This window comes from Ancylobacter sp. GW821-FHT10E12 (assembly GCF_058809335.1).
In genome coordinates this window covers 442,113-466,885 of sequence record NZ_JBXASN010000001.1, presented here as the reverse complement: position 1 = coordinate 466,885, position 24,773 = coordinate 442,113, and the positions used below count along the sequence as shown (strand labels likewise).

The following is a 24,773-nucleotide window of genomic DNA, read 5'->3' as shown; positions in this document are numbered from 1 at the left end:
ACGAAGGACGCGAAGGCGGGACGCGGAATGCGAGCTCCACGGGGAGGAAACGGAAAGATTGTCTCGCCTGCAGCCATTCGCGGCCTTTGCGCTCATCTGCCCGAACCTCCGGTGAAAACCATTCATCATGCGTTACGCCCAACTCGTTGCCGCGGATCGCATGCGATCCACACTGATTCGTCACCCTGCGTCTGTTCTCCGGCCGGCGGCACAGTACCGGCACACATGGTCTTGATGCAAGAAAGACACAGGCCTGAATTTTCACCATGGCAACGGATTGCGGCAACTCTTGGCCAAGCACTCTATGCATCCCGCAATCACACCTACCTCAATACCTCCACAGCCGAGTTATCCTCCGCTGTTTCTCACACCAGAACCGCCCTCTCCGCCTGCTCGGCAACGTGGAAAACCCGCTTGTAGCGAGCGACCTCGGCGGCCGGTCCCATGGCCTTGGTCGGATTGTCGGAGAGCTTCACGGTCGGGCGTCCGTCGGCCGAAATCACCTTGCAGACGATGGAGATCGGATCGAGCGCGCCGTCGGGTACGAAACCGCGGAAATCGTTGGTGAGCAAGGTTCCCCAGCCGAAACCCAGTTTCATTTTCCCGTAGAAATGCCGATGAATTCGTTCGATATCGTCGACATCCAGACCGTCCGAAAAGATCGCCAGTTTGTCGGCCGGATCCTGCCCGCGAGCCCGCCACCAGGCGATCGCCTCCTCCCCGCCCTCGATCGGATCCTTGCTGTCGATGCGGATGCCGGTCCAGCGGGCCACCCATTCCGGCGCGTCGGCGAGAAAGCCGGTCGTGCCGAACGTGTCGGGCAAAATGACGCGGAGGTTTCCTTCGTAATCCTGCTGCCAGTCGAGCAGCACACGGTAGGGCGCCTGCGCGAGTTGCTCATCGGTATCGGCAAGCGCTGCATAAACCATAGGCAGTTCATGGGCATTGGTGCCGGTGGCCTCCACCTCGCGGCGCAGCGCGATCAGGCAGTTCGAGGTGCCGAGGAAGCTGTCCCCGAGCCCCTCGATCATCGCCTGCACGCACCAGTCCTGCCACAGGAAGCCGTGCCGGCGACGGGTACCGAAATCGGCGACGTTGACGCCGTCGAGGCCGCGCAGCCGCTCCACCTTGGCCCAGACGCGGGCCATGGCGCGCGCATAGAGGATCTGCAGCTCGAATCGCCCCATGCCGCGCAGCACGGCGCGCGAGCGCAGCTCGTTGACGATGGCGAGCGCGGGCACCTCCCACATCGTCGTCTCGATCCACGGCCCCTCGAAGGTCAGCTCGAACTGCCCGTCGCGCTTTTCGAGATGATAGGCCGGGAATCGGAAGCTCTCGAGCCAGGCGACGAAGTCCGGCGAGAACATCTGCCGCTTGCCGTAGAACATGTTGCCGCGCAGCCAGGTGGATTCGCCGCGCGTCAACTGCAGGGTCCGCACATGGTCGAGCTGTTCGCGCAGTTCGCCCTCGTCGATGAAGTCGGCGAGACGCACGCGATGGGTGCGGTTGATGATGCCGAAGCTGACGCGCGTGTGGAAATGGCGCCGATAGATCGTCTGCGCCATCAGCAACTTGTAGAAATCCGTGTCGAGCACGGACCGTATGATCGGGTCGATCTTCCAGGTATGGTTGTAGACGCGCGATGCGATGTCGATCATGGATCCCCGCCCGATTCCGGCGGGTCCTCTTCTAGCCGAAGGGCCGCCGATTGTCCTCAGGGCAGGGTCGTCCGCTCAGTCGAGCACCTCGACATGGTCGCCGCCCGAAGGCGCGCGCCGGGGCGCCTTCATCAGCAGCAGGAGCAGCGCGGTCGGCAACGTCACCAGCATCATGAACTTGAAATCGTCGACATAGGCGATGGCGGTGGCCTGCCTGGTGATCTCGGCGTTCAGGGTGGCCAGCGTCGCCGGGTTGGCGATGTTCCAGAACTGGTAGGCGCCGCCCGATTGCAGGACCGAGTTGAACGGGGTGACATGCTCGGCGATCTGCGCGTGCATGATCTGGGTGTTCTGCGCCAGCAGGAACGAGGTCACCGACACGCCGATGGCGCTGCCGACATTGCGCACCAGGCTGAACAGCGCCGTGCCGTCGGTGCGCAGCTCCGGCGCCAGCGTGGCGAAAGCGACGACGGTGAGCGGCGTGAACACGAAGCCGAGTCCCGCCCCCTGCGTCACGCTGTTGACGATCATCGCGGTCGAATCGATGTCCGGCGTCCAGGCGGTCATGTCCCACAGGCTCCACGCGATCAGCCCCAGCCCGCCGAACATCACCAGGCGGGGATCGACGCGCGAGACCAGCCGGCCGGCGATCATCATCGCCGTCATGGTACCGAAGCCGCGCGGCGCCATCAGCAGCCCGGCGGTCTGCACCGGATAGCCGCCGAGCCGCTGGAGATAAGGCGCAAGCAGCGCCGAGGTCGCCAGCAGCACCATGCCGATGGCGAACATGATGACGAGGCCGGCCGCGAAATTGCGGTCGCGGAACAGGCGGGGGCTGAGAAAGGGCTTTTCGGCCGTCGCCACATGCACGGCGAACAGGTAGAGCCCGAGACCGGCCAGCACCGCCTCGACCGCCACTTCCGTCGAGCCGAACCAATCGAGCTGCTCGCCGCGGTCGAGCATCATCTGCAAGGCGCCGATACCGAGCGCCAGCACGCCGAAACCGGTCCAGTCGAAGCGCAGCGTGTCGTTGCGCCCCTCGTCCTTGAGGAAGACGACGAGGCCGGCGGTGGCGACGATGCCGAAGGGCAGGTTCACGTAGAACACCCAGCGCCAATTATAGGCGTCGGTCAGCCAGCCGCCGAGCGTCGGGCCGAGGATCGGGCCGAGCATGACGCCCATCCCCCACACCGCCATCGCCTGCCCCCGCTGGGCGACCGGATAGATATCCATCATCGTCGCCTGCGACAGCGGCACCAGCGCCGCGCCGAACACGCCCTGCGCCAGGCGGAAGACCACCATCTGGGTGAGGGACTGGGCGACGCCGCACAACATGGAGGCGACGGTGAAGCCGATCAGGCTGGCGAGGAACACCGCCTTGCGCCCGAAGCGCGCCGACAGCCAGCCGACCGGCGCCGTCATGATCGCCGCGGCGACGATATAGGAGGTCAGCACCCAAGTGATCTGGTCGGCAGTGGCCGAGAGCGACCCCTGCATGTAGGGCAGCGCCACATTGGCGATGGTGGCGTCGAGCGCCTGCATCAGCGTCGCCATCATCGCACAGACGGTAATGATCGCGCGGGTGGCCCCGACGGGGCGCGCGGGGTCGGAGGCAACGGCTTGAGCGGTCGACATGGCACATGGCCTTCTGGTCCGGCGCTATACGGCCGGCGAAAGGATAGAGACAGGTGGAGCCGCAGGCCTGCGGCCGGGCTCCACCCGTCGACCGGCTGCCTCGGGGGCGGAAGCAGCCGATGGGAGATCTAGAGAATGTCGCGCAGGCTGCGCGCGTGTCCCGTATCGATGGCGACATAGGCGCTCATCCCGGCGCGCAGCACCGGATCGTCCTTCTGGTGCTTCACCAGGATGCGCACCGGCACGCGCTGCACCACCTTCACCCAATTGCCGCTGGCGTTCTGCGCCGGCAGGATCGAGAACTCGGCGCCGCTCGCCGGCGCGATGCTGCCGACGGCGCCGCTCCAGTGGACATCGGGATAGGCGTCGACGGTGACGTCGACCGTGTCGCCGGGCTTCAGGTGGGTAAGGTCGGTTTCCTTGATATTGGCCTCGACCCACATGTCCTCGTCCGAGATCAGGCCGATGGCGCCGCGATTGGTCAGCGCCGCCGTGGCCGCGACGAGATAGAGGCCGGGCTGGAGGCTGTCGACCGCCGTCACCGTGCCGGAGAACGGCGCGCGGACCGTCGCATGGTCCAGCTGCCGCTTGGCCTCGTCGAACGCTGCCTGCGTCTGCAGGTAGAGCGGGTGCTGCTCGACCACGAAATCGGGATTGCCGCCGAGCTTGGCGAGGAGGACGGCGGCCTGCTGCTTGATCGAATCGAGCTTGGCGCTGTCGGCATCGAGGGTGAAGCGCGCCTGGTCATAGGTAGCGCGCGACAGGGCGGCGGTATCCTTGATCAGGATCTCGTAGCGATCGAAGGTCGCCTGGTCGTTCCGCACGGTCGCGGCAGCGGCGGCGATGTCGCTCGCCATCCGCTGATAGTCGACCTTCATCGATTCGAGGGTCAGACGGGTCTGATCGAGATTGGCCTGCGCATTGTGCATGGCGATCTCGTATTCGCGCGGATCGACGCGGAACAGCACGTCTCCGGCGGCGACCTGCTGGCCTTCCTTCACATCGACATCGGTGACGATGCCCGACACGTCCGTCGACACCATCAGCTTGGCGGCGCGGACATAGGCATCGTCGGTCGAGACGTAGCGCCCGCCGGTGAGCCAGGCATAACCGGCGCCGAGGGCGACGACGGCGATGCCGCCGAGCATGAGGAACGCCCGCAGCCGGCCACGCCGCTTCGGCGCCGGGAGGGCGGCAGGCGCCGGGATGTCGCCGGGTGCAGCCGGCCCGATCGCGGGATCGGCAGGAACGGTCTTGGTGCGGTCAAGCATGGGATATACTCACGAGGCGTCCGCGAGCGGGCTGGCCGCCCGGCCTTCGCAGGTCAGGTTCGATTTCATCAGGCAGAGCGTCGCCTCGGTGCAGGCCAGCGCCTCCGGCGTCACATTCGATCCGAGCAGCTGGGTGATCATCTCCCCCCGCACCTGGGCGATCTCCTCGAGGATCGGCTCGGCGGCCGGAAGCAGGTGCAGGCGCCATACCCGGCGATCGCTCGGGTCGTGGCGCCGCTCGACGAAGCCGCGCGCCTGCAGGCGATCCACCAGCCGCGCGACGGTGATCGGTTCGACCTCGACGAGCTGGGCGAGTTCATTCTGCGTCATGCCGGGCAAGCGCTCGAGCCGCAGCAGGATGACCCACTGCGCCCGCGTCATGTCATGCGCCCGCGCCCGCTGATCGAAGCGCGTCCGCAGCAGATGCGCCACCTCGTGCAGCAGCGACAGGAAATCATTGGCAGGTTGCGCGGCCATCATTCACCTTACACAGCATAACATAACGTGCGTTATTATAACGCGCAATATTCTGCCCTATGCTACTAAAGCAGGATTTCTCCATACGTTCGGACGTCTGGTGCGGTCGGGATCGGTATCTATCTGAAATGGGAATGTTCCCCTCTTGAGGACCTCCCGTATGACAGCCTCGCTTTTCGAGCCCTATCGCCTTGGCGACATTACCCTTGCCAACCGCATTGTCATGGCGCCGCTAACCCGCAACCGGGCCGGCGCCGGTCTCGTACCCTCCCCGCTCGCAATTCGATATTACGGCCAACGCGCTACTGCCGGCCTGATCGTCACCGAGGCGACGCAGGTTTCCGACACCGCCCAGGGCTACCAGGACACGCCCGGCGTCTACACCGACGCGCAGGTCGAAGGCTGGAAGCCGATCACCGAAGCCGTGCACGCCAAGGGCGGCCGCATCTTCGTCCAGCTCTGGCACGTCGGACGCGTCTCGCATCGCTCGCTGCAGCCCGGCGGCGCAGCGCCGCTGGCGCCGTCGGCGATCCGCGCCGAGACGAAGACCTATGTGAACAACCAGTTCCTGCCGGTCGACGAGCCGCGGGCGCTCGAAACCGATGAGATCGCCGGCATCGTCGACGATTTCCGCAAGGCGGCGGCCAACGCCATCCGCGCCGGCTTCGACGGCGTGGAGATTCACGCGGCGAATGGCTATCTCATCGACCAGTTCCTGCGCGACGGCGCCAACCAGCGCACGGACGCCTATGGCGGCTCGATCGAGAACCGCGTGCGCTTCCTGAAGGAAGTCATGGAGGCCGTCATCGGCGAGATCGGCGCTGCCCGTACCGGTGTGCGCATCTCCCCGGTGACGCCGGCGAACGGCCTCACCGACAGCGATCCGGCGGCGCTGTTCGCCCATGTCATGGATGTGCTGGAAAAGCTGGCGCCGGTCTATGTGCACATGATCGAAGGCGCCACCGGCGGGCCGCGCGACATCGTGCCCGGCTTCGATTTCGATGCGCTGCACACGCGCTATAGCGGCACCTGGATGGTGAATAACGGCTACGACAAGGCGATGGCGGAAGCGGCGGTGGCCTCCGGCAAGGCCGACCTCATCGCCTTCGGCAAGCCGTTCATCTCTTCGCCCGACGCCGTCGAGCGCCTGTGGCGCGACATGCCCTTCAACGAGCTCGACCGCGACCATCTCTATGGCGGCGGCGAGAAGGGCTACACCGACTATCCGACGCTCGATGTCGTCGAGGCCTGAACCGGGAGGCCTGAACCGGGAAGCCTGAACCCGGTATCCTGAACATGGAAAGGGCCGCTCGATGCGGCCCTTTCTTTTTGCCCGATGACGGGCTGCCGACCGTCAGGCCGCCAGCGCTTCCGGCTGCGCGCGCACCGACACGTCGACCGTCATGCCGAGATAGTCGCCGACAAGCCCGGTAAACCCGCCGGCAACCGGGACCGCCTGGCTGGGATCCCGCGTGACCGCGACACGGATGAGGTTGTCGGCGGCGATCGACCCGTTGGTAGGGTCGAACTCGATCCAGCCGGCCCCCGGCAGGTAGATGTCCGCCCAGGCATGGGTCGCCCCGGCGCCGACCACTGCCGGCGTGTCGTTGTCCAGCGCCGCGTCATAGAGATAGCCGGTGACGAAGCGAGCGCCGAAGCCGAGCGACCGCGCCGCCTCGATCAGCAGCAGCGCGAAATCGCGGCACGAGCCGGAGCCGAGCCGCAGCGTCTCCAGCGGCGGCTGCGTGCCCTGCTCATGCCGCACCTGATAGGCGAAGCCGGTATGGATGCCGTTGTTCATGTCGGTGAGCAGCGCCATCGTATCGGTCGGCCGGGTGGCGATGAAGCTCTTCGCCCAGGCTTCCAGTTCGCCATTGGAATCGGGATAGTGGCATTCGAGCATGCGGCCGAGATCGGTGCGGTCATCGGTTGAATAGACGAAGGGATAGGTCTTCGCCGACTCCTCGATCTCGAATACCGGCGCGCCCATGCCATAGCGCTCGAGGGTGAGCACGCTTTCGATCCTCAATTCGTTGGACGGCTCGAGAAAGTCGACCACGGCGACCGAATTGCCGAACACGTCATGCATCCAGCGCATATTGCCATGCGGCCAGATCGAGAGATCGGCGGCGACCAACCGCAGGTCATGGCTGTCGCGCGGGCGCAGCATCAGCCGATGTCGCTGGAAAACCACGGGATTGGCATAGGTGTAGTGCGTGACGTGACGCACGGTGAGCGTTTGCATGAAGGAATTTCCTGAAGATGTCGGCCGCGATCAGCGTGACAGCAGGCGACCGACGAGAAAGCCGGCAATGCCGACGGCAACCAGGGCGTTGAAGGAATATTTGCGCTCCGGCCACCCGGCGACGGCGCGTTCGCCAGCCGGCGATTCGGGAATCGGCACCTCGGGCACGACCTCGTCCGGCACGGTCGAGATCCGGGCATCGTCGGCCATCCGTGCCGCACGGGCGGGCATAGCCGCACGGGCAGGCATGGCGGACGGTTTCCGGCGGCGGCGGGCGGAAGCCTGCTCCGCCGGAATATCGGGGATGTTCGTGGTGTCGGGCTTGGCCATGTCCCGCGCTCCTTTGGTGAACCGATTGGCTCATCAACGCGCGAGAAGCGCTTTGGTTCGGTGCCGGCTCAGGAACGGCCGGACATGAAGGTGACGACCTCCATCGGGCCCTGCGCATGGAAGAGCTCGATTCGCCGCCCGCCGCACATGTCGCAACGCAGCCGGGTCTGCATCGTGCCGGACGCATCGGGCAGCGCCTTCAATTGCTCGCTGCGCCCGAGGATGGATCGCCGCCCGCAGCGAAGGCAGCGGGCGCACATGGTGCTCTTGTCGTGAAACGGTTCGATGTGCCGCGTCCCCTGTGCGCTCGCGCTGAAGGATCCAGGCGAACGAGGTAGCCATATAAGTAGGCGACGATTTAACAAGAATGCCGACGAGCGGCGGGGTTTCCGGGTCAGGCCAACCGAAGCGGCGTGGAGGGCTTGCGGTTGGTGGGCGCACAAGGACTCGAACCTTGGACCCGCTGATTAAGAGTCAGCTGCTCTACCAACTGAGCTATGCGCCCGACCGGGATGCGTCGCTGGGGGCGTTTCCCCCCGCGAGTTGCGGTCGTGTAGCAAAGGCGTCCGGGCATGTCCATCCCCGCCCGGACGCTATTTTCATTCCTTGAACGCTTCTTCACGCTTCTTGCGCACCGACGGCAGCAGCACCACCAGCAGCGCCAGCGCCGCCAGGGCCAGCATCACCGCCGAAAGCGGGCGGGTGACGAAGACGGTGGGATCGCCGCGCGAGATCAGCATCGCCCGGCGTAGATATTCCTCCAGCATCGGGCCGATGATGAAGCCCAGCAGCAGCGGCGCCGGCTCGCATTCGAGCTTGACGAGCAGGTACCCGAACACCCCGAACAATGCCATCGCATAGACGTCGAAGACGTTGTTGTTCACGCTGTAGACGCCGATGCAGCAGAAGCCGATGATCAGCGGGAACAGGATGTGGTACGGCACGGTGAGCAGCCGCACCCACATGCCGATCAGCGGCAGGTTCAGGATCACCAGCATCAGATTGCCGAGCCACATGGAGGCGATCAGCCCCCAGAACAGATTCGGCTGCTCGTTCACCACGTTGGGACCGGGCACGATGCCCTGGATGATCATGGCGCCGATCATCAGCGCCATGACCGGGTTCGACGGAATGCCGAGCGTCAGCATGGGGATGAAGGAGGTCTGCGCGCCGGCATTGTTGGCGCTTTCAGGCCCCGCGACGCCCTCGATCGCGCCCTTGCCGAATTGCTGCGGATATTTCGACACCCGCTTCTCGATCGAGTAGGCGGCGAAGGAGGAGAGCATGGCGCCACCGCCCGGAAGGATGCCGAGGAAGGAGCCGAGCACCGTGCCGCGCAGCACCGGCGCGATGATGCGCCTGAAATCCTCCTTGGTCAGCAGCAGGCCCTTCACCTTCTGCACCAGCACGGAGCGGCCGTGCTCGTCCTCGAGGTTGCGGATGATCTCCACCATGCCGAACAGGCCCATCGCCAGCGCCACAAACTCGATGCCGTCGGCGAGATCGACCATGTCGAAGGTGAAGCGAGGCGTACCGGTATAGACGTCCTGGCCCGACAGGCCGAGCAGGATGCCCAGCACCACCATGGCGAGCGCCTTGACCACCGACCCCGACGCAAGGGATACGGAGGCCACAAGTCCTAGAACCATCAGCGAAAAATATTCCGGCGGTCCGAATTTCAGCGCCACGTCGGCAAGCGGCGGGGCGAAGACGGCGAGCAGGAAGGTGGCGACCGAGCCGGCGAAGAACGAGCCGAGCGCCGCCGTGGCCAACGCCGCCCCCGCCCGTCCCTGCCGCGCCATCTGGTAGCCGTCGATGGCGGTGACCACCGACGAGCTCTCGCCAGGCAGGTTGATGAGGATGGCAGTGGTCGAACCGCCATATTGCGCGCCGTAATAGATGCCGGACAGCATGATCAGCGCCGCCACCGGCGGCAGGCCGAAGGTGATCGGCAGCAGCATGGCGATGGTCGGGACCGGGCCGAGGCCCGGCAGCACCCCGATCAGCGTGCCGAGCAGCACGCCGAGGAAACAGTAGAACAGGTTCTGGAAGGTGAAGGCGACCGAGAAGCCGAGCGCCAGATGATCGAAGATTTCCATAGGCTTAGCCTCCGATCAATAGCCGCCGAGCCAAGGGCCGAGCATGGGGAGTGGCAGGCCGAGGCCATGGACGAACACCGCCCAGGCAAACACGATCATCACCACCGCCATGGAGGCTCCGCTGACGAGGGTGAACCGGCGGCTGGCCGCAGCGGAGATGAAGACCGCGAGGCCGATCGCCGGGCCGAGGCCGAGCGGACGCACCGTGAAACCGAACGCGACCACCGAGACGGTGACCAGCATCATCCCTTTCCACGGTATCGGGCTCTGGTGCGCATCCGGCTCGGAGGGCTCCGCATCGCCACGTAAAGTGAGGCCGGTGAGAAGTACGATGAGCCCGAGAAAGCCCAGAATTCCGCACAGGACCAGCGGGAAATAGCCCGGCCCCATCCGAATCGCCCGGCCGATCGGAAGTTCCGATCCCAGCCAGGCGAAATAGGCGGCCAGCGCGATCAGCAGCAGCCCGGCGACGACGTCCTTCGGGCTTCGGATAAAGCGATCCATTCGGTACCCCCGCGCAAGAAACAAGCCGACACCCGTCCGCCCTCCCCGCGGGCGGGCGGACGGGAAACGGAGGCCCGGATCAGTCGGCGAAGACGCCGGCCTGCTCGATGACCGGCTTCCACTTGGCAACCTCGGCGGCGAGGAAGGCCTTGTGGACTTCCGGCGAGGCGCGGTCCTGCGATACCGGCTCGGTGCCGAGATCGGCGAAGCGGGAGATGACCTTCGGATCCTGCAGCGCCGCCTTCAGCGCGGCGTTGAGCTTGGCGACCACCGCCGGCGGCGTGCCCTTGGGCGCGTACATGCCGTGCCACACCGCGATCTCGAAGTCCTTCACGCCGCCTTCCTGCATGGTCGGGACGTCCGGCAGCGACTTCAGGCGGTTCTTGGTGGTTACCGCATAGGCCTTCACCTTGCCGGCCTTGATCTGGCCGGTGGTGTTGGTGGTCTGGTCGCACATCAGGTCGATCTGGCCGCCGACGAGGTCGTTCATCGCCGGGCCGGTGCCCTGATAGGGGACGGTGGTCATCGGCGTGCCGAGCGCCGACATGAACAGCATGCCGCACAGATGCGAGGCGGAGCCGACGCCGGCATTGCCGTAGATCACGCCTTCCTTCTTGTCCTTCACATAGGCGACCAGCGCCGTGATGTCCTTCGGCTCGAGGCCCGGCTTGGCGATCATGGTCATCGGCACGTCGGTGACGAGGCCGACCTCCTCGAAATCGGTCAGCACGTTGTAGGGCAGCTTGCGGTAGAGCGTCGCGGAAGTGGCCTGGCCGATATGGTGCAGGAGGACGGTGTAGCCGTCCGGTGGCGCCTTGGCGACCTGTCCGGCACCGCGGGTGCCGCCGGCGCCGCCGACATTCTCCACCACGATCTGCTGGCCGAGCGAGCGGGACATGGATTCGGCGATCAGCCGGGCCACGGTATCGGTGGGGCCGCCGGCCGAGAACGGCACGATCATGGAGATGGCACGGGTCGGGTAATCCTGGGCCTGGGCCGCGCCGAGCGGCGACAGGCCGAGGGCGAGGGCCGCAAGACCGGCGGCGGCGGCTTTCCAATTCATCATGGCGTTCCTCCAGAAATAGCGCGCGAAGCGGGGTTGTTTTTTCGGGCGCCGCCTCGCCGACGGCGCCACTTTTTGGGGCCGCTAGGCGAGCATTCGCCTGACCAACCGTCAAGCTGCCATTTCGGCTATTTCCAACGCGTTCGACGAAATCGGGCGTGCCGCCAGCCGGCGTGCACGAGGTTTCGGCCAACCGGCCATCGCCGCCGCGTCGGCCGCCCCTGCGCAGCGCCGCTAAAGGCCGGCGACCTTGCACTGGCGCCCGGCAATGCCGATGGCATTCGCCAGGTGGCCGACAAAGCCGAATTGCCCGCCAGTCCCCAGCTTGGCCATCGCGATTTCCGCGGCGTCATTGTCGCCTTTCGAACGAAGGACGACGACCTGCCACTCCTCGGGGCTCAGCACCTGTTTCACCCGCGAGGAGACGCAGGAACATGCCGAGGCGCTGGCTCCGGTCTGCCGGACACAGCTGTCGGCGACGGGATCCGACAGGACGTCGCAGCCCGCGACAGCCGCGGACAGGACCAACAGGCCGGCGATGGGCAAGGCAGGTCGACGCAGGCGAGACAGGAGCGCACGCATGGATACAATTTTCGCGTGTTTGACACATCTTAAGGTAGAATAATAGGCGGTGGCGCCGCGGCGCAAGCGCGCGCCCGGATTCACGCTCCACCGACGGATCGCGCCGACCGGCTAGGAACCGCGCCGCGTTCGATCCATAGTCCCGCCCATGATTCAGGAGCCACCCCCGCTGGTCGTCGCGATCGACTATCAGGACCCCTGGCACGCCGCCCGGCGGCTGGCCGCGTCCTTCGACGGCCTCGCCTTCCTCGACAGCGCCATGGGGCATCCGCAGCTCGGGCGCTGGTCGCTCGTGGCCGCCGACCCGTTCGGCCGCTTCCGCGTCGAGGGCGGCACCGCCCGCTGGAACGGGATACGGGAGGACGGCGCGCCGATGGAGGCGCTGCGCCGGCGCCTCGCCCGCCATGCCCAGCCTCCCCTGCCCTGCGGCGCCCCCTTCCAGGGCGGGGCGATGGGCTGCTTCGCCTATGAGGCCGGCCGGCTGTTCGACCGGTTCCCGACGCCGCGGCCCGAAGCGGGCGAAGGGCCGGAAATCGACCTCGGCTTCTACGACGTCGTGCTCGCCTTCGACGTGATGTCGCACCAGGCCTATCTGATCTCCACCGGCTGGCCGGAGGCCGATGCTGCCGCCCGCCTCGCCCGCGCCCGCGAGCGGATGGCGCAGATGAGCACGGCGCTGGCCGCCCCGCTGCCGCCGCTCGACACGACGCTGCCGCCGGTCGAATGGCGCTCGAATTTCGATGCCGCCGGCTATCAGGCGGCGGTGGCGAAGGTGATCGCCTATATCCGCGCCGGCGATATTTTCCAGGCCAATTTCACCCAGCAGTTCCGGGCCGCCATCGGCGAGGTCGACCCCCTGGCGGTGTATCAGCGGCTGCGGCAGGCCAACCCGGCCACCTTCGCGGCGCTGATGCTGACCGAAGGGCGCGCCGTCGCCTCCTCCTCGCCGGAACGCTTCCTCACCCTGCGCGCGGTTGAAAATGCACTGCAGGTGGAGGCCCGGCCGATCAAGGGCACCGTGCCGCGCTCGGTGGAGCCGTCGCTCGACGCCTTCCGCGGGCGGGAGCTGGCCGCCAGCGAGAAGGATCGCGCCGAAAACGTGATGATCGTCGACCTGTTGCGCAACGACCTGTCGCGCGTCTGCCGGCCCGGCACGGTGAAGGTGCCCCGTCTGTGCGGGCTGGAGACCTATGCCAACGTGCATCACCTCGTCTCGGTGGTGACCGGCACGCTGAAGGACGGTCGCGACGGGCTGGACCTCCTTGCCGCCGCCTTCCCCGGCGGCTCGATCACCGGCGCGCCGAAGATCCGCGCCATGGAGATCATCCGCACGCTGGAAGGCCGGCCGCGCGGGGTTTATTGCGGCGCCATCGGCTATATCGGCTTCGACGGGGCGATGGACCTCAACATCGCCATCCGCACGGTGACGCTGGAGAACGGCGAGGCGGCGTTCGGGGTCGGCGGCGGCATCACGCTGCTCTCCGATCCGGCGGCGGAATATCAGGAAAGCCTCACCAAGGCCGAGCGGATTTTCCGCGCCTTCCGGCCGGGGGAGTGACGGCCATGATCGTCCTCATCGACAATTACGACAGCTTCGCCTTCAACGTCGCCCGCTACCTCACCGAATTGGGTGCCGAGGTGGAGGTGCTGCGCAACGACGCGGTGGATGTCGCCGCGCTGGAGGCGCTCCGCCCGCAGGCGCTGGTGATCTCGCCCGGCCCCTGCGCCCCGAAGCAGGCGGGAGTGTCGCTGGACGCGATCCGGGCGCTCTCCGGCCGGGTGCCGATCCTCGGCATCTGCCTCGGCCATCAATGCATCGGCGAGGCGCTGGGCGGATGGGTGGTGGCCGCACGCGAGCCCATGCACGGCCGGCCCTCGGCGATCCGCCATCACGGCACCGATATATTCGCCGGCCTGCCCTCGCCTTTCATGGCGGGCCGCTACCATTCGCTGGCGGTGGAGCTCGACCCCGCCGGGCCGCTGCTCGCCACCGCCTGGAGCGCCGATGGCGAGATCATGGGGCTCGCCCACCGGGAGCATCCGACCTATGGCGTGCAGTTCCACCCGGAATCGGTGCTGACCGAGCACGGCTATGCGCTGATGGCGAATTTCCTCGCACTGGCCAAAGTCGCCGCATGAGCGGGACCGCGGACCAGGTGGTGAGTGTCGAGGATCGCGGCTTCACGCTCGGCGACGGCGTGTTCGATACCGCGCTGGCGCTGGGGCGCGCGGTGGTGGCGCGGACGCGGCATGTCGACCGGCTGGTCGCGGCGGCGCAGGCGATCGGCATCGCGGTCGAGCGCGCGCGGATCGAGGCGGCGATGGAGGCGGCGATGGAGGCCGCGATGACGGAGGCGCCGCTGGTCGTTCGCACCACGGTGACACGCGGGGCCGCCGCGCGGGGGCTATGGCCGGCGAGCGTCGGGGAACCGACCGTGGTGGCGACGACGGCGCCCTGGAGCTCGGCGCTGCTCGGCCAGGCGGCGCGGCTGGTGACGGCCAGCGGACGGCGCAATGAATTCTCGCCGACCGCCAGTCTCAAGACGCTCGGCTATCTCGACCATGTCCTCGCGGCCCGCGAGGCGGCCCGGGCCGGCGTGGAGGACGCGCTGCTGCTGAACACGCGGGGACGCGTCGCCTGCACCACCATCGCCAACCTGTTCGCGCTCATCGATGGCAGGCTCGTCACCCCGCCCCTCACCGAGGGCTGCCTTCCCGGAGTAATGCGGGCGCTGGTGATGGAGATCGCGCCGGACATCGGCTGGCCCGTGGTGGAGCGGGCGTTGGAGCCGGCGGAGCTGGCGGGCGCCGAGGCGGTGTTCCTCACCAACAGCCTGCGCTTCATCCGCCCGGTGACGGCCCTCGACGGCGCCGCGCTCGGCCGGGCACCGCTCGGGGCGCTGGAAGATGCGCTCCACGCACGGATCGCGGCCGATTGCGGGGTCGATCCGCGCCGGTCGTGAGCCGGCTCAGTGAATGGCCGGCAGGTTGAGGGCGGTCCAGTCCTCGCGCGGGATCGCCTCGCCGACACGGAAGGCGAAGCCGACCACCTTGCGCATCCCCTCGTCCAGCTCGCAGGAATACGACACCTCGTACCATTTGAGATGGCTGCGGAACGCGCCGCCATCGACGAGCAGCGTGCGTTCGCGCATCCGCGTGTCGGACAGCGCGTAGTCGACCAGCCGGTCGGGCTGATAGGCGGCCTGCCAGGCATGGATCTGCTCCATCGCCTCGAGATCGCAGAGCTGGGCGATGCGCTCCTCGTCGGCGAGGCGGGCGAGCTCGCGCTTGATGCCACGGCTGCGCGGATCGGCGAGCGCGCGCTCGGAGAGCATCTGCGAGGGGCGGATCATGTCGGGAAGCGCCGGCCGCGCGGCGGCCTTTGGCGGGGCGGCGGCGGGAGGCGGCGCAGCAGCGGCGGCGGACGGCAGCGCCTCGGCGGCCGGTTCCGGCGCCGGAGGGCGGGGAGCCACGCCGCGCAGGGCGTCGAATTCGCGGGCGTCGATCACCTCGGTCTCGATCGCCGGCGCGTCGCGAGGTTCGAGGAACGGCGCGGTGCCGACGAGCGCCGCCGCCGCCAGCACCGCCAGGTGCAGCGCCAGCGAGGCGGCGAGCCGCACCGCCCCGGCGCCGGAGCGCGACGGCGCGCGGCGCGGGCGGCACGCATCCAGCGCGTTCAGTTCGACGCCGGGGGCGGAGGCGGCGATCATGCGGCGGCGATCATGCGGGAGGCGACGTCCTTCTGCAGGTCTCCGGCGGAAGCACCAGCCATTCCCGACCGGACGGGCAGCATTATGGCGCATGATCGACCGGCATTCCCGCGAGAGGGGCATATGTGGAGCCGGATCGCCACGCTGCCGCAACGGCACTAAGATGCCATCCATCGTGTAGGCGGCCAAAGCCGCTATCCTCATCTCGGGAGACTACCGATGACCCTGTCACGCCGCTCCTTCGGGCTCGCCGCGCTCGGTGCCGCACTGGTGCCGGGCCCCCTTTCCCTCACGCCCGCCGCCGCCAAGGCGCCGTTTGCCGAAGGTGGAGCACCGGGTTTCTACCGCATGAAGCTCGGCTCCAATCAGGTCACCGTACTGAAGGACGGTGTGCTGGAGCTCGACACCAGGATATTCACCGGAGACCCCGCGGCCGCCGAGCGACGGCTCGCCGGCGACTTCCTCCCCACGAAGACGGCCCGCACCTCGGTCAACGAGTGGCTGATCAATACCGGCGATCGCCTCGTGCTGGTCGATACCGGCACCGCGCAGCTGTTCGGCCCGACGCTCGGCCATCTCGGCGGCAATCTCGCGGCCGCCGGCATAAGGCCCGAACAGATCGATGCCGTGGTGATGACCCATCTGCATCCCGACCACGCCGGCGGGCTGGCGGTGGACGGCAAGGCCGCCTTCCCCAATGCGACGCTCCATGTCGCCGAGCCCGAACATGCGTTCTGGACCAGCGAGGCCATCGCCGCCCAGGCGCCGGCCGAGGCGAAGTCGTTCTTCACCATCGCCAAGGTGGCGGTGAAGCCCTATGCCGACGCCGGCAAGCTGGTGCTGTTCAAGGACGACCAGGAGATTCTGCCCGGCATCGGCGTCATCGCGGCGCCGGGCCACACCGCCGGCCACAGCATGATCCGCGTCAGCTCGGGCGGGGGCGCCGACCTGCTGATCTGGGGCGACATCGTGCACAATGCCGTGCTGCAGTTCCCCGAACCCCAGCGCGCCATCGCCTTCGACACCGACCAGGCGCAGGCTGTGGCGAGCCGCAGGAAGGTGCTCGACATGGTGACGACCGACCGGCTGCTGATCGCCGGCGCGCACCTGCCCTTCCCGGGCGTCGGCCATGTCGCCAAGGACGGCGACGGCTACCGCTTCGTGCCGCGGCCGTCCTCGGAAGACTGAAAAGACGACCGCGCCCCGCCCCGGTCTTGGCCCGGGCGGGGCGCGAATCCGCCGAGCCTCACTCCGCCGCCGGGCTCGCCTGCGCGTTCAGGCTCTGGCGCTTCGACTGCAGCTTGTTGAGCGCGATGATATAGGCCTGCGCCGAGGCGACCAGCGTATCGGGAGCCGAGCCGCGACCCGTCACCGCCTTGTCGCCCTCCTCCAGCCGCACCGACACTTCCGCCTGCGCGTCGGTGCCTTCGGTGACGGCGTGGACCTGGTAGAGCGCCAGCTTGGCGGCATGCGGCACGATCGCCTTGATGCAGTTGAAGGTGGCGTCGACCGGGCCGTTGCCCTCGGCCTCCTCGGTGAACACGCGGCCGTCGACCTCCATCTTCAGGGTGGCGCGCTGCGGGCCGTGGCTGCCGGCGATGACCGAGAGCGAGACGAACTTCATGCGGTCATGCGCGGCGGCGATCTCGTGATCGACCAGCGCCTCGATGTCCTCGTCATAGACGATCTTCTTGCGGTCGGCCAAATCCTTGAAGCGGGTGAAGGCGTCGTTGAGCGCGTTCTCGCCCAGCTCGTAGCCGAGCGCCTTCAGCTTGTCGCGGAAGGCGGCGCGGCCGGAATGCTTGCCCATCACCAGCGAGGTCTTGGAGACGCCGACGCTTTCCGGCGTCATGATCTCGTAGGTGGTGTTGTTCTTCAGCATGCCGTCCTGGTGGATGCCGCTCTCATGCGCGAAGGCGTTCCGGCCGACGATCGCCTTGTTGTACTGCACCGGGAAGGACGTGACCGCCGATACCATCTTGGAGGCGCGGGTCAGCATGCCGGCATCGATGCCGGTGGCGAAGGGCAGCACGTCGCCGCGGGTCTTGATCGCCATGACGATCTCTTCCAGCGCCGCGTTGCCGGCGCGCTCGCCGAGGCCGTTGACGGTGCACTCGATCTGCCGGGCGCCCCCGGCCAGGGCCGCCAGCGAATTGGCGACGGCGAGGCCGAGATCGTCGTGGCAATGGGCGGAGAAGATCACCTTGTCGGCATTGGCGACGCGGTCCATCAGCTGCTGGCGCACCTGGCGGAACATCGCCTCATACTCCGACGGCGTCGCATAGCCGACCGTGTCGGGCAGGTTGATGGTGGTGGCGCCGGCCTTCACCGCGGTTTCCACGCAGCGCGCCAGATAGTCGATCGGGGTGCGGGTGGCGTCCATCGCCGACCACTCGACGTCCTCCACCAGGTTGCGGGCCTGCGTCACCGTCGCGGTGATGATCTCGATCACCTGCTCCTGCGTCTTGCGCATCTGGTGTTCCAGATGGATCGGCGAGGTGGAGACGAAGGTGTGGATGCGCGGGCGGCGCGCATGCTTCACCGCCTCGCCGGCGCGGGCGATGTCGGCGGGAATGGCGCGGGCGAGGCCGGCGATCACCGCATTGCGGGTGCGGCGGGCGATCTCGGCGACGGATTCGAAATCGCCGTTGGAGGCGATGGGGAAGCCGGCCTCGATGATGTCGACGCCCATCTCGTCGAGCAGCTCGGCGACGTCCAGCTTCTCCTCGAAGGTCATGGAGGCGCCGGGGCACTGCTCGCCATCGCGCAGCGTGGTGTCGAAGATGACGACGCGGTCATGGGCGGCGGCGGCGGACGGGGCGTGCGGGGACATGTCGGTCTTCCTTCTGGACGCGCGAGCCGGCGGCCCCTTGGGGTCACGGCGGCGGCTCGAAACTGGTAGTGCGGGCGGTGCGGGCATCATCCCCTGAGCGCCCAGGCACGCAGCCCGGCCGGCCCTCAGGGGCGGCTAAGAAGCAGCAGGCCGGACAGAAGGAGAGCGTTCCCCGCAAACCGCCTGGCGGTCGGGGTCGCGGTGCGGCGGACGGACGAATGCGTCACGGCTCGGCTCTCGCGAGGTTGCTCTGGATTTCCTCTTAATGGAAACAGGCCGGTGCTGGCAAGTCCCAAGCGCTAGACTCTGTCCCAAGCGATGGACTCTGTCTCGATCAATGGACTCTGTCCCTCCCGCCCGCTGGCGAGAGGTCAGCCCGGCACCTTTTCGCTGCGGGTGCCGTAGAGATCGCGCAGCGCCGTGAGCAGCACGTCGCGGTCATAGGGCTTGGACAGCACGCGCACATGCGCGCAGCCGGGCGGGATCATCGAGCGGTCGCCATAGCCGGTGGCGAACACGAAGGGCACGCCGCGCCGCAGCAGCTCCTCCGCCACCGACGCCGAGGTGCCGGAGCCGAGATTGACGTCGAGGACCGCGATATCGGGCGTGTAGCCCTTCAGCCTCCTCAGCGCGTCGGCCACCGAGGCAGCGGTGGCGATATCGGTGATGCCGGCCTCGTTCATCATCAGCTCGACATCCATGGCGATGATCATCTGGTCCTCGACCAGCAGAACCGAGGCGCCGGCCAACGACACCGGCGCGGTCTGCGCGGCGGCGAGGCCCTCCACCCAATCGCCCTCGCCGAAGCCGGTGGTGGCGATGTGGCGGGCCGGCAGCTTGAGCCGGGCAACGAAGCCGGCCTCCTCGTAGCTCATGCGGCTCTCGCCGCCGAGGTCGTAGGGGATGGCCCGCTCGATGAGCGCGGTGCCGAAGCCGCTGCGGCCGGGCACGCGCACCGGCGGGCCGCCGCGCTCCTGCCAGACCATCTCGCAATCCCCGACCGCATCGACGTGCCAGCGCACCTCGACATGGCCGCCCGCGCGCGAGAGCGCCCCATATTTGGCCGCGTTGGTGGCGAGCTCGTGCAGCACCAGCGCCATCACCGAGAAGGCGCGGGCGTCGAGCCGGACCACGGGGCCGCTGAGGGCGGCATGGGCGGCGGCGCCCTCATAGGGCGAGAGCTCGGCGCGCAGCAGATCGAGCAGGGAGCCGCCGCCGGCCCCGCGCACCACCTGATCATGCGCCAGCGCCAGCGCATTCACCCGCCCGCGCAGCGAGGCGACGTAGTCCTGCACCGAGCGGCCGTCCTGCATCGAATGCTCGACCAGCGACTTGATCACCGCAAGGATGTTCTTGACGCGGTGGTTCAGCTCCTCGTTGAGCATGCGCTGGCGGGTGTCGGACTTCTCGCGCTCGTCGGCCATCAGCTCGTTGTGGCGCAGCACGATCTCGACCAGCGTCGAGCGCGCCGCCTCGGCGATCTCGCGATCGGCCTCGGTCCAGGGGCTGGCGTGCCGGTCGACCGTCTCCTTCCAGATGGCGAAGCTCTTGCGCGGCGTCAGCCGGTCGCCATGCGGGCCGGTCTCGTAGAGCTTTTCCGGCCGCCCGGCCCAGGCGAGGGTCTGCACCACCTCGCGGCGGAAGAAGAGCAGATAGTCGCGCGGCAGCTGCGACAGCGGCAGGGCCAGCACGCCGGCGGCCACCTCGCAGAACTCCTCCGCCGGCGGCCAGGAAGCGGACATCGAATGGGTGGCCCAGACCCGGCCTTCCGCCAGGGTGCCGACGACGCGGGCGAGGCCGGCAATGGCGGAGGCCGGCGGCGTGGCGCCGTGGCCGGTCCACTCGCCGCCGAGCCAGAGGCCGATGCCGTCGCAGGGTATCAGGGTGGCGAATTCCAGCATGTTGGTGCGCAGCAGCTCGCCGACATCGTCGTGATGCGAGGCGATGCGCAGGAAGCGGTCGAGCCCGCGGCGGGCGGCGGTGGAAATCTCCAGTGTGCGCTTCTGCTTGAGCGCATGCAGCCGCAGCGCGAAGAACGAGCCGAACATTTCCGCCGCCGTGCGCTGCGCCATCGGCAGCACGCGCGGGGAATAATGGTGGCAGGCGATCAGTCCCCACAGCGCCCCGTCGACCAGCACGGAAATCGACATCGAGGCCGCCACGCCCATGTTGCGCAGATATTCGAGATGGATCGGCGAGACCGAGCGCAGATGCGCATGGGAGAGGTCGAGCGGCCGGCCCTGCCCGTCCGGCTCCGGCACGATGGCGCAGCGCGCGCCGCGCGCGTCGCCGATCACGCGGATGAGGTTGCGCCTGTAGAGATCGCGCGCCTGCTGGGGAATGTCGCTCGCCGGGAACCACTGGCCGAAGAAGCTCTCCAGATCGGGGCGCTTGTCCTCGCTGACCACCTGCCCGGCACCGTCGGGGGCGAAGCGATAGACCATCACCCGGTCATAGCCGAGAACCTCGCGCACCACCTGCGAGGTGCGTTCGAGCAGCGCGTCGACGGTGTCCTCGCCGGTGGTGCGGGCGATCATGGCGCGGGCAATGTCGAGCGCCGGCCCGTCCTCGGCGGAGGGCGGCTCGAATTCGAGGAGGCCGGCCTCGGCGGTGCGGTGCACCGTGACGTCGAAGCGCGCGCCGGAACCGGCCACCAGCCCGAACAGCAGCAGCGGCGGCCGCCCCTCGCGCGCCTGCGCCAGCGCATCGGCCAGCCGCGCGGCCGCCGTCGCGCCAACGAGGCCGGCGAGGTCGCGGCCATCCATGGCGCCGTCGACGCCGATGAAGCCCGGCATGTTGGCCGACCAGCGCAGCAGCCGTCCGCTCGAGGGATCGCAGGCGATCAGCCCGCCATGCGGCTGGATGCTTCCCGGAACATGGATGGGCTCGCGATCGCAATTGGTGAGATCGACCGCCTCAGCCGACGACATCGAGCGGCCTTTCGAATGCCCGACCGGCCGCGGCGAAGGTGGCGAGCGCGGCGGTCACGGTACGGTCCATGTCGAAGGGCTCGGCGGATTCGAGGATGGCGAGTAAGCCCGGCCAGGCCTCGCGGTCCTCGGCCTGCGCCGCGAGGTGGCGGGCGCCGAACCCGGCGTCGAAGCCGAGTGCGCGGGCACGCCTGTAGAGCACGCGGGCGCCGAGACTGGAGCCTTCGAGCACATAGAGCACGCCGAGCAGGTCCTGCGGCGCGACCGGCGCGAGGGGCGGCAGCGGCGGCGGCGCAATGCCGAGATCGTCGAGATCGGCCCGCAGCAGCGGCGCCAGCGGCCGGAACAGCCAGCCGCCGAAGCTCGCCGGCCAGGGCAGGCGCGCCAGGCCCGTCTCGACGGCGTGGCGGAAGGCGATCTGGCCCTTCAGGTAGCGGACATAATCCGCCGGGCTGTCAAAGCTGCCGACGCTAGCATCGACGAGGCTGTGGGCGTCTTTGGTCAGGGCGCGCAACCGATGGCGCCGGGAATCATCAGGCATTGGAAAACGAGGATTGGCCGGCACGCCGGCAGGGGTGGAAAACGCCGTGACAACGCCTCAGCCGGCAAAGGGTTCCGCGGCCCGCGCCGTCTCGCCCGCGGCGAGCATGCGCTCCTCGTCGACGATGAAGTCGCGGATCACCGGCACCGCGTCGCGCTCGTTTGCCAGCAGCAGCTGGAACACCATGTTCGAGCCGTTGAGGAAGCCGAGCTCGACGGCGACGAGGTAGAATTCCCACATGCGGGCGAAGCGCTCGCCCATCATGGCGACCACCTCGGGACGCTTGGCCTCGAAATTCAGCCGCCAGTGGCGGATGGTCCAGTAATAGTGCAGGCGCAGCATCTCGCAGTCGCCGGTCCACAGGCCGACGCGCTCCAGCGACGAGAACACTTCCGACATCGCCGGCACATAGCCGCCGGGGAAGATGTATTTGCGGATGAACGGCGCGGTGGAGCCGGGCGGCGACATGCGGCCGATGGCGTGGATCATCGCGAAGCCGCCGGGCACCAGCAGCCGCTTCACGGTATTGAAATACTCGTCGAAATAATGGACGCCGACATGCTCCATCATGCCGACCGACACCACGCGGTCATAGGTGCCGGTGAGCTCGCGATAGTCGCGCTCGAAGAAGGTGATGCGGTCGAGCACCCCGGCCGCCGCGGCGCGCTTCTTCGATTCGGCGAGCTGCTCGGTGGCGACGTTGATGGCGGTGACGTGGACGCCGCATTCCCTTGCGAGATAGATCGCGAGCGCCCCCCAGCCCGAGCCGATCTCGGCCACCCGCATGCCGGGCTCCAGCTTCAGCTTGGCGGCGATGTGGCGGAGCTTGGCGTGCTGCGCCTCCTCCAGCGATGCATCGGGGGTGGGGAAATACGCGCAGGAATAGATCATCTGCTCGTCGAGCCACAGCCGGTAGAAATCCGGCGGCAGGTCGTAATGGCTCTGCGCATTCTTCGCCGAGCGGCCGAGCGGATTGGACTGGTGCCAGCGCTTCAGCGCCCGCCACGCCTTGCGCAGCGCCTGCTGCATCGGGTGCGAGGCGAGGCCCTTGCGGTTGATCGAGAACAGATAGAGGAAGTCGTAGATCGTGGAGCCGTTCTCGAAGGTGAGGCGGCCGTCCATATAGGCCTCGGCCATCACCAGCTCGGGATTGAAGAACAGCTCGCGGTCGAGCTTGCCGTCGTGCAGGCGCATGGTGACGGCCGGCCCGCCCTCGCCGGAGCCGAAGCTGTGCGAGGCCCCCTTCTCGTCGATCACGACGAGCCGGCCCTTGTCGACGAAACGCTTCAGGAGATGAGGGAGAAGGAACATGCGCAAGGCGACCCGGGGACCGATACAACTGCCGGCATCGGGCATGGCCCGGCGGGTCCTGTCAAGGCAGTGCGGGATCGACGGGCCGGCACGCAGGGGCGAGGCTGGCGGCCAAGGCCCCTTTGCGTGCGCCGGCCTGCGAGGCCCGGAAGACCGCGCCATCGGCACCGGAGGATTTGGCCGCCGCAGAACGCCGGGGATCCAGCCTTACTGCACCGCCAGCGCCTTCTGCTGCGTCTCGGCGCGCAGGAGCTTGCGCACCGCCGGGTTCGCCACCGCCTCGCCGTGGTCGAAATAGGCCTCGTGATTGGCCTCGATGTCGCCGAGCACGTAGCGGTAGTTCACCATCAGGCCGGCGGCCTGCTTCATGCCCTTCTCCGACAGGTCGCCGAACGGGTCGATGCGCTCCAGCCGCGCGCCATTGCCGAGATGGAAGCGCGCCACCGGGTCCAGCGGACGGCCGCGCGGATTGCGCGCCACCAGAAGGTAATGCGCCGCCAGCGACGCCAGCAGCGGGGCGAGCGCCATGCGGCGCGCCTCGTCCTCGGCGAGGCCGGGCGCGTCGAGCCCGGCGAGTAGCGCGCGATCGGCGGCGGTGAACAGGGACGAGCCGGCGCTGGCCCGCTCGGCCTCCAGCCAGGCGCGGAAGCTCGGCACCGGCGACAGGGTGACGAAGGTCTTCAGACCCGGCAGCTCGCGCGAGATTTCCTCCACCACATGCTTGATGAGGAAATTGCCGAAGCTCACCCCGCCGAGGCCGGTCTGCGTGTTCGAGATGGAATAGAATACCGCGGTGGTCGCCTTGGCCGGATCGAGATGGATGCGCTTCTGCGCCAGGATCGGCGCGATGGCGCCGGGAATGTCGCGGGTCAGCGCCACCTCGACGAAGATCAGCGGCTCGTCGACCAGCGTCGGATGGAAGAAGGCGTAGCAGCGCCGGTCCGGGCTGTCGACGCGGGCGCGCAGGTCGTTCCAGTCGCGGATCTCGTGCACCGCCTCGTAGCGGATGATCTTTTCGAGCACGTTCGCAGGTGTTGACCAGTCGATCCGGCGCAGCACGAGAAACCCCCGATTGAACCAGGATGCGAAGAGATGGGTGAAATCGCGGTCGACCTCGGCCAGCTCGGGCCGCCGCTTCAGGCTGGCGAGCAGGTCCGCGCGCATGGCCACCAGCCGCGCGGTGGCGCCGGGCGCAAGGTTGAGCCGGCGGATCAGTTCCTGCCGGCGCGGTTCGCTCGCCAGATGCAGGGCATGCGCCGTTGCGGCGGAGGGGGCGGCCGCGTAGGCGGCGACGGCGGCATCCAGCCGCGAGACATCCGGCCCGAACGTGCTGGCCAGCGCCTCGAAGAAGGCGATCTTCTCCGCGCTCTTCAGCCCGCCATAGGCGAGCAGGATCTCGTCGGCCAGAGCGACCCCGGAGGCCTCCCCGCGGCCGGAATGCAGCTGCTCGCAGGCGGCGACGAGGCCGGCGGCCTTCACCGCCCCGGCCGGCTTGCGCTCGCGGCCCATGTCGAGCAGCGCCCGCCCGCGCTCGGCGATGCTGCCGAGCAGATCACCGAAGAAGCTTGCCGTATCGCTCATGCC

The 24,773-nt window shown here is 68.1% G+C and carries 22 protein-coding genes and 1 tRNA gene; 6 read left to right on the top strand and 17 right to left on the bottom strand.

Annotated elements, in window-relative coordinates; translation table 11 throughout:
• Window positions 1-365 precede the first annotated feature (365 nt).
• From pncB to AC1RU4_RS02240, 4 genes are all read right to left on the bottom strand, one after another.
• Window positions 366-1,658, bottom strand: coding sequence for a nicotinate phosphoribosyltransferase (gene pncB, locus AC1RU4_RS02255; RefSeq protein WP_492889359.1), 1,293 nt, complete (start codon window positions 1,656-1,658; stop codon window positions 366-368).
• Between the two features lie 75 nt (window positions 1,659-1,733).
• A complete protein-coding gene (locus tag AC1RU4_RS02250; RefSeq protein WP_492889358.1) occupies window positions 1,734-3,293 on the bottom strand; it encodes a DHA2 family efflux MFS transporter permease subunit in 1,560 nt (519 codons plus the stop codon).
• A gap of 128 nt (window positions 3,294-3,421) precedes the next feature.
• Window positions 3,422-4,564, bottom strand: a complete 1,143-nt coding sequence (locus AC1RU4_RS02245) for an HlyD family secretion protein (RefSeq protein ID WP_492889357.1) — start codon at window positions 4,562-4,564, stop codon at window positions 3,422-3,424.
• A gap of 9 nt (window positions 4,565-4,573) precedes the next feature.
• Window positions 4,574-5,041, bottom strand: a complete 468-nt coding sequence (locus tag AC1RU4_RS02240; protein ID WP_492889356.1) for a MarR family winged helix-turn-helix transcriptional regulator — start codon at window positions 5,039-5,041, stop codon at window positions 4,574-4,576.
• Between the two features lie 160 nt (window positions 5,042-5,201).
• Here AC1RU4_RS02240 and AC1RU4_RS02235 point away from each other — a divergent pair, with 160 nt between their 5' ends.
• A complete protein-coding gene (locus tag AC1RU4_RS02235; protein ID WP_492889355.1) occupies window positions 5,202-6,293 on the top strand; it encodes an alkene reductase in 1,092 nt (363 codons plus the stop codon).
• 102 nt (window positions 6,294-6,395) lie between these two features.
• Here the strand turns inward: AC1RU4_RS02235 and AC1RU4_RS02230 are convergent, their stop codons facing one another.
• Window positions 6,396-7,286 (bottom strand): transglutaminase family protein, encoded by an 891-nt coding sequence (locus tag AC1RU4_RS02230; RefSeq protein ID WP_492889354.1) that lies wholly within the window; start codon window positions 7,284-7,286, stop codon window positions 6,396-6,398.
• 30 nt (window positions 7,287-7,316) lie between these two features.
• Window positions 7,317-7,616, bottom strand: coding sequence for a hypothetical protein (locus tag AC1RU4_RS02225; protein WP_492889353.1), 300 nt, complete (start codon window positions 7,614-7,616; stop codon window positions 7,317-7,319).
• 84 nt (window positions 7,617-7,700) lie between these two features.
• Between AC1RU4_RS02225 and AC1RU4_RS02220 the strand changes: the two genes are divergently transcribed.
• The gene (locus AC1RU4_RS02220) at window positions 7,701-7,892 is read left to right on the top strand and encodes a hypothetical protein (RefSeq protein WP_492889352.1); all 192 of its coding nucleotides are present in this window, start codon (window positions 7,701-7,703) and stop codon (window positions 7,890-7,892) included.
• A 153-nt stretch (window positions 7,893-8,045) separates the two neighbouring features.
• Here the strand turns inward: AC1RU4_RS02220 and AC1RU4_RS02215 are convergent.
• The 5 genes from AC1RU4_RS02215 to AC1RU4_RS02195 all read right to left on the bottom strand — a co-directional run bounded on the left by AC1RU4_RS02215 (window position 8,046) and on the right by AC1RU4_RS02195 (window position 11,864).
• Window positions 8,046-8,121: transfer RNA gene (locus AC1RU4_RS02215), tRNA-Lys, on the bottom strand.
• Window positions 8,122-8,215: 94 nt separating this feature from the next.
• A complete protein-coding gene (locus tag AC1RU4_RS02210; protein ID WP_492889351.1) occupies window positions 8,216-9,715 on the bottom strand; it encodes a tripartite tricarboxylate transporter permease in 1,500 nt (499 codons plus the stop codon).
• Window positions 9,716-9,730: 15 nt separating this feature from the next.
• Complete coding sequence (locus AC1RU4_RS02205) at window positions 9,731-10,219, bottom strand: tripartite tricarboxylate transporter TctB family protein (RefSeq protein ID WP_492889350.1); 489 nt, start codon at window positions 10,217-10,219, stop codon at window positions 9,731-9,733.
• A gap of 79 nt (window positions 10,220-10,298) precedes the next feature.
• Window positions 10,299-11,285, bottom strand: a complete 987-nt coding sequence (locus AC1RU4_RS02200; RefSeq protein WP_492889349.1) for a tripartite tricarboxylate transporter substrate-binding protein — start codon at window positions 11,283-11,285, stop codon at window positions 10,299-10,301.
• 231 nt (window positions 11,286-11,516) lie between these two features.
• A complete protein-coding gene (locus tag AC1RU4_RS02195) occupies window positions 11,517-11,864 on the bottom strand; it encodes a hypothetical protein (protein ID WP_492889348.1) in 348 nt (115 codons plus the stop codon).
• A gap of 148 nt (window positions 11,865-12,012) precedes the next feature.
• On the opposite strand from AC1RU4_RS02195, the gene pabB reads away from it, so the two are divergent.
• The 3 genes from pabB to AC1RU4_RS02180 are packed head-to-tail and all read left to right on the top strand — an operon-like array spanning window position 12,013 to window position 14,827.
• The gene (gene pabB / locus AC1RU4_RS02190) at window positions 12,013-13,422 is read left to right on the top strand and encodes an aminodeoxychorismate synthase component I (RefSeq protein ID WP_492889347.1); all 1,410 of its coding nucleotides are present in this window, start codon (window positions 12,013-12,015) and stop codon (window positions 13,420-13,422) included.
• Between the two features lie 5 nt (window positions 13,423-13,427).
• On the top strand, window positions 13,428-14,003 hold the full coding sequence (locus AC1RU4_RS02185) for an anthranilate synthase component II (RefSeq protein ID WP_492889346.1): 576 nt from the start codon (window positions 13,428-13,430) through the stop codon (window positions 14,001-14,003).
• Window positions 14,000-14,827 carry an aminotransferase class IV gene (locus AC1RU4_RS02180; RefSeq protein WP_492889345.1) on the top strand — a complete coding sequence of 276 codons (828 nt, stop codon included), beginning with the start codon at window positions 14,000-14,002 and terminating at the stop codon, window positions 14,825-14,827. Before AC1RU4_RS02185 ends, AC1RU4_RS02180 begins: the two co-directional genes overlap by 4 nt.
• A 6-nt stretch (window positions 14,828-14,833) precedes the next feature.
• Here the strand turns inward: AC1RU4_RS02180 and AC1RU4_RS02175 are convergent, their stop codons facing one another.
• A complete protein-coding gene (locus tag AC1RU4_RS02175; protein ID WP_492889344.1) occupies window positions 14,834-15,574 on the bottom strand; it encodes a DUF930 domain-containing protein in 741 nt (246 codons plus the stop codon).
• Window positions 15,575-15,793: 219 nt separating this feature from the next.
• Between AC1RU4_RS02175 and AC1RU4_RS02170 the strand changes: the two genes are divergently transcribed.
• Entirely contained in the window at window positions 15,794-16,762 is a 969-nt protein-coding gene (locus tag AC1RU4_RS02170) for an MBL fold metallo-hydrolase (protein ID WP_492889343.1), read from the top strand.
• 58 nt (window positions 16,763-16,820) lie between these two features.
• On the opposite strand, the gene AC1RU4_RS02165 is transcribed toward AC1RU4_RS02170, so the two are convergent.
• The 5 genes from AC1RU4_RS02165 to AC1RU4_RS02145 all read right to left on the bottom strand — a co-directional run bounded on the left by AC1RU4_RS02165 (window position 16,821) and on the right by AC1RU4_RS02145 (window position 24,770).
• Window positions 16,821-18,407 (bottom strand): 2-isopropylmalate synthase, encoded by a 1,587-nt coding sequence (locus AC1RU4_RS02165; RefSeq protein ID WP_492889342.1) that lies wholly within the window; start codon window positions 18,405-18,407, stop codon window positions 16,821-16,823.
• 371 nt (window positions 18,408-18,778) lie between these two features.
• The gene (locus AC1RU4_RS02160; RefSeq protein ID WP_492889341.1) at window positions 18,779-21,337 is read right to left on the bottom strand and encodes an HWE histidine kinase domain-containing protein; all 2,559 of its coding nucleotides are present in this window, start codon (window positions 21,335-21,337) and stop codon (window positions 18,779-18,781) included.
• A complete protein-coding gene (locus AC1RU4_RS02155) occupies window positions 21,324-21,851 on the bottom strand; it encodes a biliverdin-producing heme oxygenase (protein ID WP_492889340.1) in 528 nt (175 codons plus the stop codon). Before AC1RU4_RS02155 ends, AC1RU4_RS02160 begins: the two co-directional genes overlap by 14 nt.
• A gap of 84 nt (window positions 21,852-21,935) precedes the next feature.
• Window positions 21,936-23,189, bottom strand: a complete 1,254-nt coding sequence (locus tag AC1RU4_RS02150; RefSeq protein ID WP_492889339.1) for a class I SAM-dependent methyltransferase — start codon at window positions 23,187-23,189, stop codon at window positions 21,936-21,938.
• 207 nt (window positions 23,190-23,396) lie between these two features.
• Complete coding sequence (locus AC1RU4_RS02145) at window positions 23,397-24,770, bottom strand: malonyl-CoA decarboxylase (RefSeq protein WP_492889338.1); 1,374 nt, start codon at window positions 24,768-24,770, stop codon at window positions 23,397-23,399.
• Window positions 24,771-24,773 lie beyond the last annotated feature (3 nt).

Bases quoted from the DNA above. Each gene is read 5' to 3' on its own strand.
- AC1RU4_RS02235 (WP_492889355.1), top strand. From the start codon at position 5,202: ATGACAGCCTCGCTTTTCGAGCCCTATCGCCTTGGCGACATTACCCTT.
- AC1RU4_RS02225 (WP_492889353.1), bottom strand. From the start codon at position 7,616: ATGGCCAAGCCCGACACCACGAACATCCCCGATATTCCGGCGGAGCAG.
- AC1RU4_RS02145 (WP_492889338.1), bottom strand. From the start codon at position 24,770: ATGAGCGATACGGCAAGCTTCTTCGGTGATCTGCTCGGCAGCATCGCC.
- pncB (WP_492889359.1), bottom strand. From the start codon at position 1,658: ATGATCGACATCGCATCGCGCGTCTACAACCATACCTGGAAGATCGAC.
- AC1RU4_RS02160 (WP_492889341.1), bottom strand. From the start codon at position 21,337: ATGTCGTCGGCTGAGGCGGTCGATCTCACCAATTGCGATCGCGAGCCC.
- pabB (WP_492889347.1), top strand. From the start codon at position 12,013: ATGATTCAGGAGCCACCCCCGCTGGTCGTCGCGATCGACTATCAGGAC.
- AC1RU4_RS02165 (WP_492889342.1), bottom strand. From the start codon at position 18,407: ATGTCCCCGCACGCCCCGTCCGCCGCCGCCGCCCATGACCGCGTCGTC.
- AC1RU4_RS02245 (WP_492889357.1), bottom strand. From the start codon at position 4,564: ATGCTTGACCGCACCAAGACCGTTCCTGCCGATCCCGCGATCGGGCCG.
- AC1RU4_RS02240 (WP_492889356.1), bottom strand. From the start codon at position 5,041: ATGGCCGCGCAACCTGCCAATGATTTCCTGTCGCTGCTGCACGAGGTG.
- AC1RU4_RS02205 (WP_492889350.1), bottom strand. From the start codon at position 10,219: ATGGATCGCTTTATCCGAAGCCCGAAGGACGTCGTCGCCGGGCTGCTG.
- AC1RU4_RS02195 (WP_492889348.1), bottom strand. From the start codon at position 11,864: ATGCGTGCGCTCCTGTCTCGCCTGCGTCGACCTGCCTTGCCCATCGCC.
- AC1RU4_RS02220 (WP_492889352.1), top strand. From the start codon at position 7,701: ATGAAGGTGACGACCTCCATCGGGCCCTGCGCATGGAAGAGCTCGATT.
- AC1RU4_RS02185 (WP_492889346.1), top strand. From the start codon at position 13,428: ATGATCGTCCTCATCGACAATTACGACAGCTTCGCCTTCAACGTCGCC.
- AC1RU4_RS02150 (WP_492889339.1), bottom strand. From the start codon at position 23,189: ATGTTCCTTCTCCCTCATCTCCTGAAGCGTTTCGTCGACAAGGGCCGG.
- AC1RU4_RS02250 (WP_492889358.1), bottom strand. From the start codon at position 3,293: ATGTCGACCGCTCAAGCCGTTGCCTCCGACCCCGCGCGCCCCGTCGGG.
- AC1RU4_RS02175 (WP_492889344.1), bottom strand. From the start codon at position 15,574: ATGATCGCCGCCTCCGCCCCCGGCGTCGAACTGAACGCGCTGGATGCG.
- AC1RU4_RS02170 (WP_492889343.1), top strand. From the start codon at position 15,794: ATGACCCTGTCACGCCGCTCCTTCGGGCTCGCCGCGCTCGGTGCCGCA.
- AC1RU4_RS02210 (WP_492889351.1), bottom strand. From the start codon at position 9,715: ATGGAAATCTTCGATCATCTGGCGCTCGGCTTCTCGGTCGCCTTCACC.
- AC1RU4_RS02180 (WP_492889345.1), top strand. From the start codon at position 14,000: ATGAGCGGGACCGCGGACCAGGTGGTGAGTGTCGAGGATCGCGGCTTC.
- AC1RU4_RS02230 (WP_492889354.1), bottom strand. From the start codon at position 7,286: ATGCAAACGCTCACCGTGCGTCACGTCACGCACTACACCTATGCCAAT.
- AC1RU4_RS02200 (WP_492889349.1), bottom strand. From the start codon at position 11,285: ATGATGAATTGGAAAGCCGCCGCCGCCGGTCTTGCGGCCCTCGCCCTC.